13 protein-coding genes are annotated in these 13,026 nt (G+C 72.1%); 11 read left to right on the forward strand and 2 right to left on the reverse strand.

The genetic code is table 11. The features are described from left to right. Positions 1-161: 161 nt before the first annotated feature. The 6 genes from ACPCJR_RS18990 to ACPCJR_RS19015 all read left to right on the forward strand — a co-directional run bounded on the left by ACPCJR_RS18990 (position 162) and on the right by ACPCJR_RS19015 (position 5,769). Positions 162-575 (forward strand): hypothetical protein, encoded by a 414-nt coding sequence (locus ACPCJR_RS18990; protein ID WP_391514323.1) that lies wholly within the window; start codon positions 162-164, stop codon positions 573-575. A 50-nt stretch (positions 576-625) separates the two neighbouring features. Continuing rightward, positions 626-1,648 carry a DUF1775 domain-containing protein gene (locus ACPCJR_RS18995; protein WP_391514321.1) on the forward strand — a complete coding sequence of 341 codons (1,023 nt, stop codon included), beginning with the start codon at positions 626-628 and terminating at the stop codon, positions 1,646-1,648. 128 nt (positions 1,649-1,776) lie between these two features. Further along, the gene (locus tag ACPCJR_RS19000) at positions 1,777-2,295 is read left to right on the forward strand and encodes a copper chaperone PCu(A)C (RefSeq protein ID WP_391514319.1); all 519 of its coding nucleotides are present in this window, start codon (positions 1,777-1,779) and stop codon (positions 2,293-2,295) included. Further along, on the forward strand, positions 2,285-2,920 hold the full coding sequence (locus tag ACPCJR_RS19005) for an SCO family protein (RefSeq protein WP_391514317.1): 636 nt from the start codon (positions 2,285-2,287) through the stop codon (positions 2,918-2,920). Before ACPCJR_RS19000 ends, ACPCJR_RS19005 begins: the two co-directional genes overlap by 11 nt. Before the next feature lie 290 nt (positions 2,921-3,210). Next, entirely contained in the window at positions 3,211-3,591 is a 381-nt protein-coding gene (locus tag ACPCJR_RS19010; RefSeq protein WP_391514316.1) for a hypothetical protein, read from the forward strand. A 42-nt stretch (positions 3,592-3,633) separates the two neighbouring features. Beyond that, a complete protein-coding gene (locus ACPCJR_RS19015; RefSeq protein ID WP_391514314.1) occupies positions 3,634-5,769 on the forward strand; it encodes a TonB-dependent receptor family protein in 2,136 nt (711 codons plus the stop codon). 9 nt (positions 5,770-5,778) lie between these two features. On the opposite strand, the gene ACPCJR_RS19020 is transcribed toward ACPCJR_RS19015, so the two are convergent. Next, complete coding sequence (locus ACPCJR_RS19020) at positions 5,779-8,097, reverse strand: hybrid sensor histidine kinase/response regulator (protein WP_391514312.1); 2,319 nt, start codon at positions 8,095-8,097, stop codon at positions 5,779-5,781. 328 nt (positions 8,098-8,425) lie between these two features. Here ACPCJR_RS19020 and ACPCJR_RS19025 point away from each other — a divergent pair, with 328 nt between their 5' ends. The 4 genes from ACPCJR_RS19025 to ACPCJR_RS19040 all read left to right on the forward strand — a co-directional run bounded on the left by ACPCJR_RS19025 (position 8,426) and on the right by ACPCJR_RS19040 (position 10,757). Next, positions 8,426-8,602 (forward strand): hypothetical protein, encoded by a 177-nt coding sequence (locus ACPCJR_RS19025; protein WP_181425435.1) that lies wholly within the window; start codon positions 8,426-8,428, stop codon positions 8,600-8,602. 536 nt (positions 8,603-9,138) lie between these two features. Beyond that, positions 9,139-9,372, forward strand: a complete 234-nt coding sequence (locus tag ACPCJR_RS19030) for a hypothetical protein (RefSeq protein WP_391514310.1) — start codon at positions 9,139-9,141, stop codon at positions 9,370-9,372. Between the two features lie 69 nt (positions 9,373-9,441). Then, positions 9,442-10,488, forward strand: a complete 1,047-nt coding sequence (locus ACPCJR_RS19035) for a cysteine synthase A (RefSeq protein ID WP_391514309.1) — start codon at positions 9,442-9,444, stop codon at positions 10,486-10,488. A 113-nt stretch (positions 10,489-10,601) separates the two neighbouring features. Then, the gene (locus tag ACPCJR_RS19040) at positions 10,602-10,757 is read left to right on the forward strand and encodes a DUF3309 family protein (RefSeq protein ID WP_110350601.1); all 156 of its coding nucleotides are present in this window, start codon (positions 10,602-10,604) and stop codon (positions 10,755-10,757) included. 24 nt (positions 10,758-10,781) lie between these two features. Here ACPCJR_RS19040 and ACPCJR_RS19045 read toward each other — a convergent pair whose 3' ends face one another. Continuing rightward, the gene (locus tag ACPCJR_RS19045) at positions 10,782-12,314 is read right to left on the reverse strand and encodes a serine protease (RefSeq protein ID WP_391514307.1); all 1,533 of its coding nucleotides are present in this window, start codon (positions 12,312-12,314) and stop codon (positions 10,782-10,784) included. 188 nt (positions 12,315-12,502) lie between these two features. Here ACPCJR_RS19045 and ACPCJR_RS19050 point away from each other — a divergent pair, with 188 nt between their 5' ends. After that, positions 12,503-12,949: a DMT family transporter gene (locus ACPCJR_RS19050; RefSeq protein ID WP_391514305.1), complete on the forward strand. Its 447-nt coding sequence runs from the start codon at positions 12,503-12,505 to the stop codon at positions 12,947-12,949. Positions 12,950-13,026: the final 77 nt, after the last annotated feature.

Here is a 13,026-nt window from a genome sequence, read left to right on the forward strand (position 1 = left end):
TTGCGGTCTCGTGGTTAAGAAGCCATGCCGTTCCGGGCCATATTGTGGCGTGCGGGTGCGGCGGCGCACGCTCCGGCCGTTCGGGCGGCGGTTCGGGTGCGGTCGCGTGGCGCCGGCCGGGGGCCTACCGCGGCGGCGCAAAGGGTCGTAAGGCTCGCTCCATGCCGACCACACGCCGCGACCGGACCGCGCGAGGGCCGCGCCGCGCGCGGGCGCTCACGGCCGTGGCCGCGCTCTACGCGCTGGTGCTCCAGGCGCTGCTCGGCAGCATCGCGGCCCTGCCGGTCGAGGGCGCGTCCGGCTTCCTCTGCGTCGGCGAGGCGGAGGGAGCCTGGAGCGCGTCCGACCACGTCACCCCGCAGGGCGAGCGGCCGGCGCCCGACACGCACCACCCGGCCGGCTGCTGCACGGCCGCGAGCCACAGCCCCGCGGCCGGGCCCCCTCCGCCCGCTTCGGGCATGGTCGCGCGGCCCGCGCCCGGGACGGCCCCCGTCGGCCGGATCGACCGGCCTCTGACGGCCGCCCGTCCACCGCCCTTCACCCTCGCCCAGCCCCGAGCCCCGCCGGCCGCCTGACTCGTCCGCTCTCCCCGCGACCCCGAAGTCAGACACCGGAACCCGCCACCATGCCCGCCCACCCACTCCGCCTCGCCCTGCCGCTCGCCCTGATCGCGCCCGGCCTCGTCCCGGCCCTCGTCTCCTCCGCCGCGGCCCATGCCGTGCTGGAGCGCAAGGAGGCCTCGCCCAACGCCGCCTATCGCGGGGTCGTGCAGATCATGCACGGCTGCGACGGCCGCCCGACCACCCGCGTCAGCGTCACGATCCCCGAGGGCGTCACCGGCGCCAAGCCCATGCCGAAGCCCGGCTGGGAGATCGCCACGGTGAAGTCGGCCTATGCCCGGCCCTATCCCTCGTTCCACGGCCAGGTCTCGGAGGGCGTGACCCGGATCACCTGGAGCGGCGGCAGCCTGCCCGACGATCAGGTCGACGAGTTCACCTTCTTCGCCCGCGTCTCGGACGCCTTCGCCCCCGGCGCGACGATCCACTTCCCCGTGGAGCAGGACTGCACGGAGGGGAGCTATCGCTGGAGCGAAATTCCGGCGGAAGGACAGGGCGCGCAGGCGCTGAAGTCGCCGGCCCCGGCCGTGCGGATCGTTGCCGCCAAGACGCCCGAGAAGACACCCCCCGTTGCGAAGGCCGGAGCGGTCGCGATCACGGCACCCTGGATCCGGGCGACGCCGGGCGGGGCGAAGGTCGCCGGCGGCTACGTCACCCTGCGCAACACGGGCACCGATCCCGACCGGCTGACCGGTGCCGCGGTTCCCGGGGCGGGCCGGGCCGAGATCCACGCGATGTCGATGGAGGGCGGCGTGATGAAGATGGCCCCCGTCGAGGGCGGCCTCGCCCTTCCCGCGGGGGAGACCGTGGCGCTCAAGCCCGGCGGCTACCACCTGATGTTCCTCGACCTTAAGGACGGACTGAAGGCGGGCGAGACCGTCTCCGGCTCCCTGACCTTCGAGCGGGCGGGCACGGTGCCGGTCACCTTCACGGTCGCGCCGATCGGCGCCCAGGGTCCCGGCAGCGCCCCGGCTCCCGGCAGAGAGGGTGCCGGCGCACCCGAGGCCGGCGGGCACGCGCACCACCATTGACGAGCCCTGCGGCGGAACGCTCGGGCGCTCCGCCGCTCCCCACCGGCGCCCGCCCTGCGGGGCCGGTCTGCCCCGATCCCGGCGCCGCGGGCGCCCTGACCCATCCTCGTTCGTGCGGAGACACGATCATGCGCTCCATCGCTCTTCCCGCCGCCCTCCTGCTGGTCCTCGGCCTCGCCGCGGCCGATCCGGCCCAAGCCCACGATTACAGCGCCGGCCGGCTCAAGCTCGGCCACCCCTGGTCGCGCGCCACGCCCGGCGGGGCGAAGGTCGCCGGGGGCTACGTCACGGTCACGAATACGGGCAGCGATCCCGACCGCCTGACCGGCGGCTCGATCGAGGCGGCCGGCCGGACCGAATTGCACACCATGTCGATGGAGGGCGGGGTGATGAAGATGGCGCCGCTGCCCAACGGCCTCGAGGTCGCGCCCGGCAAAACCGTGACGCTCGCCCCCAGCGGCCACCACCTGATGTTCATGGATCTCAAGCGGCCACTCAAGCAGGGCGAGCGGGTGAAGGGCACGCTGACCTTCGAGCGGGCCGGCGCCGTCCCCGTGGAGTTCGCCGTCGAGAGCCTCGCGGCCAAGGAGCCCGGTCAGGCGAAGGCCTCCGGGCACGACCATTCGGGGCACGACCATGGCCACTGAACCCCGGCCGGCCGGCCCCGCCGCGCAGCGGGGGAGCCTCCTGATCCTCGTCGCCTTCGCGCTGGCGCTGGTCGGCATCGTCGGGGCGACGGTCGCCTTCCTGCCGCGGGGCGAGCGACCGCCGGCGATGTCGGTGGTGGGCGGCCCGTTCCGGCTCGAATCCTCGAAGGGCGGCACGGTCGATTCGCGGGCGCTGAAGGGCAAGCCCTTCCTCGTCTTCTTCGGCTTCACCCAGTGCCCGAACGTCTGCCCGACGACGCTGGCCGACCTCGGCACCCTGCTCGACGAATTCGGGGCGCAGGGGGGCGAGATCCAGGCCTACTACATCACCCTCGATCCCGAGCGGGACACGGCGGCCGTGATGCGCGAGTACATGCCCTCGTTCAGCGAGCGGATCACCGGGCTGACCGGCACGAAAGAGGCGATCGACGGGGTGATCCGCGACTACCGCGCCTTCGTGAAGCGGGTGCCGCTGCCGGGCGGCGACTACACCCTGGAGCACACGCTCATGGTCTACATGATGGACCGCGACGGGGGCTTCGCCGGACCGCTCGACCTGAGCGCGGGCCACCCGCTCGCCCTCAAGCAGCTCCGCAAACTGGTCTCCGACGGCCGCAGCACCTGACGGCCGCCGCGCCCGGTCGGCGCGGGCTCCCTGCCCATCATCGCGAGCCTCAGCGAAGCGATCCACGGGCGCGACCTTTCCGGATGACGCGGAGCGCTGGATGGCTTCGGCTTCGCCCGCCATGACGGGGAGGCGTCGAGCCGTGGGGCGAAGCCGCTCAAGGATCGCGACCGTGCCGGAAGGGGCTTTCGCATCGTCCGAACCCGCGGGCCTCGGTTCCGCAAAAAAAGCGCCGCCCCCGATGTCACGTCTCATTGACGGCCCGCCAAGCTGAGCCGTAGGTGGCGGACATGCGTGGGCGCTTGCCGGGATGGTCCGCTTGCCGCGCGGTCATCGCCGTGGCCGTGCTCTACGCGCTCGCCCTGCAGATGGTGCTCGGCGCCGCCGCGCTCGCCGGAAGCCTCGGCCCCGACCGGGCCCTCGTCCACGTCCTCTGCGCGCCCGACGCGAAGGCCGGCGATCCGTCCGCGCCGCACCCGGCACACGGCCACCTGCCCTGCTGCCAAGCCGCGCACGTCCTTCCGAGCCTCGACGTTCCGAAACCCGCCCACGCCCTCGTCGCGTGGCCGCGGGAGCGGATGGTCCGGGTCGCGTGGCGGCCCGAAATCGTCGCCGCCCCGCGCGCCCCGCCCGGCATCCGCGCCAGCGCACGCGCCCCTCCCGTCGCCTGATCGATCGCCCTTCCCGATCCTTCAGACAACGGACCCTTCGCCATGCCTTCCCCCCAACGGGCCGCGCTGCGCGCCGCCCTGTCGGCGAGCCTGCTCGCCTCCACCCTGACCCTGTCCGTCCCCGCGCTCGCTCAGGCCGAGAGCGCGATCACCCTGTCCGAGATCAGCGTCGCCGGCTCCGGCCGCGCCCCCGCTTCCGGCGAGGCGGTCGGCTCGCTCACCGTTCCGAGCGTGGCCGCGCAGCGGGCGGCGGTGAACGCCACCGTTGGCTCGGTCGCCTTCGTGGACGCCGCGGATTTCCGCGACCGCTACGCCAACACCGTGCGCGACGTGCTGAAAGACGTGCCCGGCGTGTTCGTGCAGGAGCGCTACGGGCAGGAGATGCGCCTGTCGATCCGCGGCTCCGGCATCGCCCGCGGCTTCCACGTGCGGGGCATCGAGCTCTTGCAGGACGGCATCCCGCTCAATCTTGCGGATGGCAGCGGCGACTTCTACCAGATCGATCCGCTCTCGCTCCGATCCGTCGAGGTCTACAAGGGCGGCAACGCGCTGACCTTCGGCGCCACCACGCTCGGCGGCGCGGTCAACTTCGTGACGCCGACCGCCTACACCGCGTTCAGCCCGAACGTCGTGCGGATCGACGGCGGCAGCTTCAACACGATCCGGGAGCACTTCCAGCTCTCGCGGATCGCGGGGCCGGCCGACTTTCTGATCTCGGGCACCGCGACCAATTCCGACGGATTCCGCGATCACGAGACCCAGCGCACGCGCAACGTCAACGCCAATCTCGGCTACCGGCTGGCGCCCGGCGTCGAGACGCGGTTCTTCCTCGGCTTCTACGACACCGACCAGAAGCTGCCGGGCACGCTCTCGCTGCTCGACGCGCTGAACAATCCCCGCATCGCCAATCCGGCAGCGATCACCGGCAACCAGTCCCGAAAGGTGACGACGGAGCGGATCGCCAACCGCACCTCGTTCGCGCTGGAGGTGGGGCGCCTCGACATCGATTCCTGGGCGATTCACAAGAACCTCTACCACCCGATCTTCCAGGTGATCGACCAGGACGGCTGGACCTACGGCGTCGCGCCGCGCTGGGCCGGGACGTTCGATCTCGGCGGATACCGCAACGACCTGATCCTCGGCCTGCGGGCCTTTGCCGGCATCAACGAAGCGCGGCAATTCGTGAACGTGGCGGGGCTTCGCGGCGCGCAGACGCTGAATGCGCGCCAGAGCGCCTCGAACTACGAGGCCTATGCCGAGAACCGGTTCTGGTTCCGGCCCGACATGGCACTGATGACCGGGGCCAAGCTGTTCTCCTCCAACCGCACCTTCAGCAACAGGGGCGGCCTGCCGGCGAGCCCGACCGCGCGCTTTGCCACCCTCACCTACGAGGGCGTCAACCCGAAGCTCGGCCTGCTGTGGCAGCCGCTACCCGAGATCCAGGTCTTCGCCGACGTCACCCGCTCGCGCGACGTGCCCGACTTCTCCGACCTCGCGCAGGCGAACACGCTCGGCACCACCTTCGTGCCGCTGGCCGCCCAGCGCGCCTGGACCTACGAGGCGGGCTCGCGCGGGCGGATCGACCGGCTGGCCTGGGACGTGACGCTCTACCGGGCGGAGGTGCGCGACGCGCTGATCAACTTCACGCCCAATCCGGCCCTCGGCATCCCGGCGGCGACCTTCAACGCCCCGCGCACCCGCCACCAGGGCGTCGAGGCCGCGGTGACGCTCGACCTCGCCGAGGACCTGACCGGCCGCGGCGACCGGCTCGCGCTGACGCAGATCTGGACCCACAACGATTTCCGCTTCGTGGGCGACCCGGTCTTCGGCAACAACCGTATCGCGGGCGTGCCGCGGGACCTGCTGCGCACGGTGCTGAGCTACCGCCATCCGAGCGGCTTCCACATCGCGCCCGCGCTCGACTGGGTGCCGCAGGGCGCCTTCGCCGACCACGCCAACACCTTGAAGGTGCCGGGCTACGCGCTCGTCGGCGTCCAGGCGGGAATCGACTTCGCCAACGGCGTCTCGCTGTTCGTGGATGCGCGCAACCTCACGGACGCGCGCTTCGTCTCCGACATCGCGGTGGTGACCAATGCCGCGACCGTGCCGGGCGGGCCGGTAGCCTTCTTCCCGGGCAACGGCCGCAGCGTGTTCGGAGGCGTGCGGGCCTCGTTCTGACGAGACGGCTCAGCGCTCGTTGGTGAGATCCTTGATCCGCGCCGCGAGCGCTTCCATCGGGAAGGGCTTGGCCAGGACCATCATCCCGGGCTCCAAGTGCCCGTTGCCGATGACGCTGTTCTCGGCATAGCCCGTGACGAACAGCACCTTCAGCCCCGGGCGCCGCTCGCGCCCGGCATCCGCCATCTGACGCCCGTTCATGCCCCCGGGCAGGCCGACATCGGTGACGAGCAGGTCGATGCGCACGTCGGATTGCAGGATCTTCAGGCCCGCCCCGCTGTCGGCGGCCTCGATCGCGGTGTAGCCGAGGTCTTCCAGCACCTCCGTCACCAGCATGCGCACGGAGGGCTCGTCGTCGACGATCAGCACCGTCTCGCCCTGTTCGGCCCGCGCGACCTCCGTGAGCGTCAGGGCGAAGTCGTCGCCGTCGGCCTGGCCGTAATGGCGCGGCATGTAGAGGCACACGGTGGTGCCCTGGCCGACCTCCGAGTAGATCCGCACCTGCCCGCCCGATTGCTGCGCGAATCCGTGGATCATCGACAGGCCCAGCCCCGTGCCCTGACCGATGGGCTTGGTGGTGAAGAAGGGCTCGAACACCCGCGCGATCACCTCGGGCGGCATGCCCGTGCCCGTATCCGTCACGCAGAGCGAGAGGTACTGCCCTTCGGGCACCTCGTGCCGGATCGCGGCGGGCCGATCGAGCCACTTGTTGGCGGTCTCGATGGTGATGCGCCCGCCCCTGGGCATGGCATCGCGGGCGTTGATGCACAGGTTCAGCAGCGCGTTCTCGAGTTGGCCCGGGTCGATCAGCGCGGGCCACAGGCCGGCGGCCCCGACCACCTCCAGGGCGATCTCAGGCCCGATCGTGCGCCGAATCAGTTCCTCCATCCCGCCGATGAGCGCGTTCACGTTGGTGGGCTTGGGCGTGAGGGTCTGGCGGCGGGAGAAGGCGAGCAGGCGGTGGGTCAGCGCGGCGGCGCGCTTGGCCGCCCCCTGCGCCACCGCCATGTAGCGCTCGAGGTCGCCGTGGCGGCCCTGGCTCATCCGCGCCTGCATCAGCTCCAGCGAGCCGGAAATGCCGGCGAGCAGGTTGTTGAAGTCGTGCGCGAGGCCCCCGGTCAGCTGGCCGACCGCCTCCATCTTCTGCGACTGGCGCAGGGCCTCCTCGGCCTGGGCGAGCGCCTCGGCCTGGGCCTTCTCGGCGGTGATGTCACGCCCGATCGCGTAGGTGACGTCGCCCGCCGGGGCGGCCACCCAGGAGATCCAGCGCACGGAGCCGTCCCGGTGGCGGTAGCGGTTGACGATCCGGGGCGAGCCCCCTTCCGCCGCCTCGTGATAGGCATCGACGGTCTCGTCGTGATCGTCGGGCACCACGAACGCGTTGACGTGACGGCCGACCAGCTCCTCCGGCGGGTAGCCGAGCATCTTCGTCCAGGCCGGGTTCACGCGCCGGAACACGCCCGTGAAGTCGATCACCAGGAGGAGATCGGGCGAGGTGTCCCAGAGGGTGTTCAGCTCCAGCGTCCGCTCCTGGACCTGCTGCTCCAGCGTATCATTGAGCCGGCGCAGCTCCTCCTCGGCGCGCTTGCGGGCGGTCACGTCGTTGAAGAAGATGGCGATCTGCCGCTCGCTCGGCTCGCCGACCCGGATGGCGCGCACGTCGAACCAGCGCTCGAAGGCGCTGGCGTAGCTCTCGAAATTGGCCGGCTCCCCGGTCCAGGCGACCCGGCCGTAGGTCTCGAACCAGAAGGCTTCCAGGTCCGGCGCGAACTCGGTCACCCATTTTCCGCGCAGATTGACGCCGGCCTGCCGCTCGAAGGCAGGGTTGGCTTCGAGGAAGCGGTAATCCACCGGCCGGTCCTCGGCGTCGAACTTCACCTCCACGATGGCGAAGGCCGTCTCGACCGTCTCCAGAAGGAACTTGAAGCGGTCCCGGCTCTCGCGCAGGCGGGCGCCGGCCTCCCGCTGGCGCGTGCGGTCGCGGACAATCTTGACGAAGCCCTGATGGCTCCCGGCCTCGCCGCGCAAGGGCATCAACTCGCCCGAGCCCCAGAACCGGCTCCCGTCGCGGCGCAGATGCCAGCGCTCGTCGATCGCCCGGCCCTCGGCCAGCGCCAGACGCATCTCGTCGCGAACGCGGTCGGCCTCCCGGTCCTCGGGCGTGAAGAGACGGTCGCAGGGGGTGCCGAGGATCTCGTCGCGGTGCCAGCCGAAGAGGGTCTGCGCCCCCGCGTTCCAATCGGTGACGGCGCCGTTGCGATCGGTCACGATGACGGCGAAATCGACGGCGCTCTCATGAACATGGCCAAGGTCACGGGGCGCGGGCATGGCTCCGTGTAGCCGCTGATTCGGCAAAAGTGAGGTCTCCGCGGGCAGCCCGGTCGCATGAGCAAACGCCCACGCCGCGCCGGTATCCCACCGCCCCGCGTTCGTCGGCGGCTCTCGAACCCGCCGCGCCCGGATGATGAACGACGGATTTCCGAGCCCGATAAAACTCGCCTTAACCCTCCCGGGCCCAGGATCGTCCCTCGCACGATGTCCGCGTCCCCGCGCGGAGATCGACCTCGCTCAAGCGCCGCGCGGGTCCTGGATGGTTCGTGCCGCTCGGTGGAGCGGAGGCGGATCAGGCCCCTCGGCGCCGGACGGGAGACGCCCCGTGACGAAGCCGGCCACCGAGACCAAACCGACGGCGGAGAAGGCCGCATCGCTGAGCCCCAGCGTGCGGCGCCATCTCGGCAAGAACCTGCGCAGCCACTTCGCCGACTGCCTGACCGAGCCGGTGGGCGAGCGCCTGGAAGCGCTCATCGCCAGCCTGGGCAAGCCCCGGGGATGAACGCCCACCCGAGGTCTCGACAACGAAGGCGCAGACGACGGAAGACCCCGGCCGCCTCGCAGCGGCCGGGGTCTTCGTCTCGATGGCGCGTGAATCGGCGGCGCGGACCGCTCAGTCCAAGGCGACGGCGACCAGGGAGAACAGGCCGGCCAGCAGCAGGTTGCAGGCGATGAGGACGAGGACCGTCATGGGTTCGCTTCGCGACTGAGGGGACGAGGGGAGGCAGGCGGGCAGAGCGGCGCAACCGCCGAATCGGGCAGGTCTAGCCGAGGAAGCTTGACGAAGTGCTCATCCCCCGCGATTGCGGCGCCGGCGCGGCCCGGCAGGCCGAAAACCGATGCGGGGAAGTCACAGCGTCTTCTCTCCACCGCCGCGCTTGAACCGCGGCTGAACCGAAGCATCGGCGCCACGCCCGCTGCGTCGACGCGGCGCCAACGTCAGATTCGGGGTCCCGGCGACCGCAGGGTCGCAATATCGTCAAGATTGCGTTAAGGCATTCAGGCTCGCGACGTCCCGTTTTGAGACAGGACACGGCCATGATCTCCTTGAGCGATACCCTGATGACCGCCGCCAGCCTCCTCGGCCTCGGCGCGGCCACGCCCTCCCTGCGCGACGCGAGCGAGGCCGCGCCCTTCCGCGACCTGACCGACGAGGACGATCCGCCGCTCGATCGGGGAAGATTCGTCTCCCCGGAGCCGGAGGCCGCCGACGATCCCTTCTTTCTTGCGGTCGCCGACGCCCTGCGGGAGGCGGGTTACCTAGATTCCTGAAAAGGCGCTGGGTAAGCCTGCCCGATCCGGCGCCCGTGCGGGCGCGCAGCGACAAGGCCGCCGCCCCCGATGTCCGCCTCTTCCGCCGTCTCCCCCGACGTGCTCGCCGCGGTCGGCGGCACGCCCCTGATCCGGCTGCGCCGCGCCTCGGAAGAGACCGGCTGCACCATCCTCGGCAAGGCCGAGTTCCTGAATCCCGGCCTCTCGGTGAAGGACCGGGCGGCGCTCTCCATCGTGCGGGACGCCGAGCGACGCGGGCTGATCCGGCCGGGCGGCACCATCGTCGAGGGCACGGCGGGCAATACCGGCATCGGGCTCGCCCTGGTGGCCGCGGTGCGCGGCTACCGCACGGTGATCGTGATCCCCGAGACGCAATCGGCGGAGAAGAAGGAGACGCTGCGGCTGGCCGGCGCCCGCCTCGTCGAGGTGCCCGCGGTGCCCTTCGCCAACCCGAACAACTACGTCCACGCCGCCCGCCGGCTCGCCGAGCGCCTGGCGCAGACGGAGGAAGCCGGCGCCTTCTTCGCCGACCAGTTCGACAACACCGCCAACCGGCAGGCGCATGTCGAGGGCACCGGCCCGGAGATCTTCGAGCAGACCGGCGGGGCGGTGGACGGCTTCGTCTGCGCCGCGGGCACCGGCGGCACGCTCGCCGGGGTGGCGGAGGCGCTGCGGGCGCGCAAGGCCGGCATCCGCATCGCCCTGTCCGACCCCGAGGGCTCGGCCCTGCACGCCCACTACACCACCGGCACGCTCAAGGCCGAGGGCTCCTCGATCACGGAGGGCATCGGCCAGGGTCGGGTGACGCGGAACCTCGAAGGGTTCACGCCCGATCACGCGTTCCGGATTCCGGACACGGAGGCCCTGGACATCATCTTCCGCCTGATGCGCGAGGAGGGCCTCTCGCTCGGCGGTTCGTCGGGCATCAACGTGGCGGGCGCGATCCGGCTCGCCCGGGAGCTGGGACCCGGCCACACCGTCGTGACCATCCTCTGCGACGGGGCGGCGCGCTACGCCTCGAAGCTGTTCAACCCCGCCTTCCTGAGCGAGCGCGGCCTGCCGGTGCCCGCATGGCTCGGCGAGAGCGCAGGCGCCCTGCCGGACTGGCGGGCCTGAGGCTCGGCCTCCTTCGGGATCGGGGCTGAGCCGGCTGAACGAAATCGCGGCCGTGGGCGTTGCCGGTGACGCTCAGGCAAAGGGGTCTGGGCGGACCGGAGAGGCTTCCGCCCATGACCGTCACCACCATCCTCCTCATCCTGCTGATCCTGTTGCTGTTCGGCGGCGGCAACTTCTACGGCGGCGGACGCTTTCGCGGCCCCGGTTTCGGCCTGGGCGGCCTCCTGCTCATCATCCTGATCGTGCTGCTCGTCACGCACCGGATCTGACGCACACCCGCCTCATCGGCGCTCTCACCGCTCGCAGGTGATCGCCACGATCGCGCTCAGATGGGGCGCCGCCGCGGCGCCCAAGGTGGTCGCGTCGGCGCCCTTCCCCCCGCTCGTCCCGGCCGGTGGCGCGGCGGCGGGCACGCCGCTCTCCGCCAGGAAGGCGGCGACCGCCCGGGCCGGCACGGTCGTGTAGCGGGTCGGCGGCATCACCCCCGCGATCAGGCGGGGCGCGGTCGGGAACCGGGCGACGAGCCCGACGAGCCGGCCGGCCCGATCGAGCACCGGCGCACCGCCCGCACCGGGCTGAAGGGGCGCGAACACGCCCTGCGCGTCGGCGGTGGCGGGCGCGACGCCGGCGCCGCCCCGGGCCTGGGCGCCCAGCACCAGCAGCGCCTCGCCCGGCGCCGCAGGGTCCGCCCGCAGGGGCGGCGCCGACCCGCCCCGTACCCCGCCCTCGGCCCGCAGCAGCGCGAGGCTCCCCGTGGCGTCGCGGCGCTCGACGCTGGCAGCCGCTGCGGCGATGCGGGGCGCGGCACAGGCTTCGAGGCTCGCGGCCGATGTCAGCACCCGTCCGCCCCCGAGGCTCAGGCCCGTCGCGGCGACCCGGATCTCGGAGATCGCCGCCGGAAGCGAGGGCGGCGCGGCCATGCCGGGCCGTGCGGCCGGGTTCGCGGCGGCCACGGCCGGGGCGGGCGCGGTTCTCGGCGCGTCCGGCTTGGACGTGTCCGGCTTGGGCGCGTCCGGCTTGGTCCCCTCCTGCCCGCCCCCCTCTTCGGGAAAGGGCGTGAAGCTGTTGGCCACCGCGATGACGAGGCGCTCGACGCTGCCCGCCAGCGCCCTGTCGTAGCCGAGGGTGAAGCCGCGGATGCCCTGAGGGCCCTCGGCGTAGCGGATATAGGAGCGCCCGCCCGCGGTCTCGGCGGTGACGACGATGAAGTCCGGCCTCTTCAGCTTGTAGGTGACCTTGCGGGCCGGCATCGCCGCGGTGGCCCGCTCGAACAGGGCGTCGAGGCTGGTCTCCCCGTGGGGGAACGACTTGGTGTCGAGGGTCACGCGGCCATCGGCGCTCTGCCAGCGGGTGCCGCCGGGGAGCGCGCTCTTCCTCGGCAGGAGCGCTTCCGGCACGCCGACCACCGCGCCGCTCGCCGGATCGGGCTGGACCCTGAACCGCGCCGCCCGGCGGGCCTCCTCCGCCTCGCGCTTGAGCGCGATACGCTCGGGCGGCGTGAGCAGGCCGGTCGGGGCGGCGCCGGTGCGGGTCTGGTAGGTCTGGATGCCCTCGAAGCTGCGCTTGCCGAAGGCGCCGGTGGTCACGCCGTTATAGTCGCCGGTCCAGACGAGCGCGTCCTGCAAGCCCCGTCGCTCCGCCTCGGGCAGGGCCTCGAAGGCTCCCCGCGCCGCCTCGAAGCCAGGGTCGGGCGCGGCCGGCGCCGGGGCGGCAGGCTTCGGCCGGGCTTGCGGAACCGTCGCCTGGGGCGATGGCACTTGCGCGAGTGCACCCGTCGCGAGTCCGGCGGCGAGCAGAACCGGCATGCCGCCGCGAAGAGCCTTCATCCGTCCCGTCCCCGCCGTCCGAATCGATGCGCGGGCGATGATGCCAGCCGGAATGCGCCCCCTACAAGTCGCGGCCGACCGCCCGCATGCGCGATCGTGATCGCCGCACGGCGACGGCTCCGGTGGACGGATCGGGCCCAGGGCACAGCTCTGGCGCAAGGTTTCGAGGCAATCGGAAGGGCACGACCTTGTTGCAGATCGGATTGTACGGCGCGGCGGCGCTCGCGGGCGTCGCCTTCGTGGTCCAGCAGTCGGTCAATGCCGGGTTGAGGGGCGCGATCGGCTCCGGTCTCTGGGCCGGATTCGTCAACTTCACCATCGGCGGTCTCGCCATCGGCCTCCTCGCGCTGACCTTGCGCGAACCCCTGCCCTCCCTCGACGCGGCCGCCCGCGCGCCCTGGTACGCCTGGACCGGCGGCCTGCTCGGCGTGCTCTACATCGTCGGGACGATCCTTCTCATCCCGCGCATCGGCGCCGCGGCGGTCGTTGCCCTCCTCATCGTCGGACAGATGCTGATGTCGCTCGCCCTCGACCATTTCGGGGCGCTCGGCGTGCCGGTTCACGAGGTGAACCTCCCGCGGCTCGGCGGCGCGCTGCTTCTCCTCGCCGGCGTTGCCCTGATCTGCCTGTTCTGAGGTCTCGCGTCACCGACGGCTCGGCGCAAGCGTTGCGGCCGGCGCGGCAAGTGATAGCGTGCCGGCCGCGGGCGTCC

It is taken from the genome of Methylobacterium sp. NPDC097929 (assembly GCF_049543375.1).
In the GTDB taxonomy this organism is placed as follows: Bacteria; Pseudomonadota; Alphaproteobacteria; order Rhizobiales; family Beijerinckiaceae; genus Methylobacterium.

What these genes read in the sequence shown, in the direction of transcription:
- ACPCJR_RS18990 (WP_391514323.1), top strand. Translation starts at nt 162, where the DNA reads ATGCCGACCACACGCCGCGACCGGACCGCGCGAGGGCCGCGCCGCGCG.
- ACPCJR_RS18995 (WP_391514321.1), top strand. Translation starts at nt 626, where the DNA reads ATGCCCGCCCACCCACTCCGCCTCGCCCTGCCGCTCGCCCTGATCGCG.
- ACPCJR_RS19000 (WP_391514319.1), top strand. Translation starts at nt 1,777, where the DNA reads ATGCGCTCCATCGCTCTTCCCGCCGCCCTCCTGCTGGTCCTCGGCCTC.
- ACPCJR_RS19005 (WP_391514317.1), top strand. Translation starts at nt 2,285, where the DNA reads ATGGCCACTGAACCCCGGCCGGCCGGCCCCGCCGCGCAGCGGGGGAGC.
- ACPCJR_RS19010 (WP_391514316.1), top strand. Translation starts at nt 3,211, where the DNA reads ATGCGTGGGCGCTTGCCGGGATGGTCCGCTTGCCGCGCGGTCATCGCC.
- ACPCJR_RS19015 (WP_391514314.1), top strand. Translation starts at nt 3,634, where the DNA reads ATGCCTTCCCCCCAACGGGCCGCGCTGCGCGCCGCCCTGTCGGCGAGC.
- ACPCJR_RS19020 (WP_391514312.1), bottom strand. Translation starts at nt 8,097, where the DNA reads ATGCCCGCGCCCCGTGACCTTGGCCATGTTCATGAGAGCGCCGTCGAT.
- ACPCJR_RS19030 (WP_391514310.1), top strand. Translation starts at nt 9,139, where the DNA reads ATGATCTCCTTGAGCGATACCCTGATGACCGCCGCCAGCCTCCTCGGC.
- ACPCJR_RS19035 (WP_391514309.1), top strand. Translation starts at nt 9,442, where the DNA reads ATGTCCGCCTCTTCCGCCGTCTCCCCCGACGTGCTCGCCGCGGTCGGC.
- ACPCJR_RS19040 (WP_110350601.1), top strand. Translation starts at nt 10,602, where the DNA reads ATGACCGTCACCACCATCCTCCTCATCCTGCTGATCCTGTTGCTGTTC.
- ACPCJR_RS19045 (WP_391514307.1), bottom strand. Translation starts at nt 12,314, where the DNA reads ATGAAGGCTCTTCGCGGCGGCATGCCGGTTCTGCTCGCCGCCGGACTC.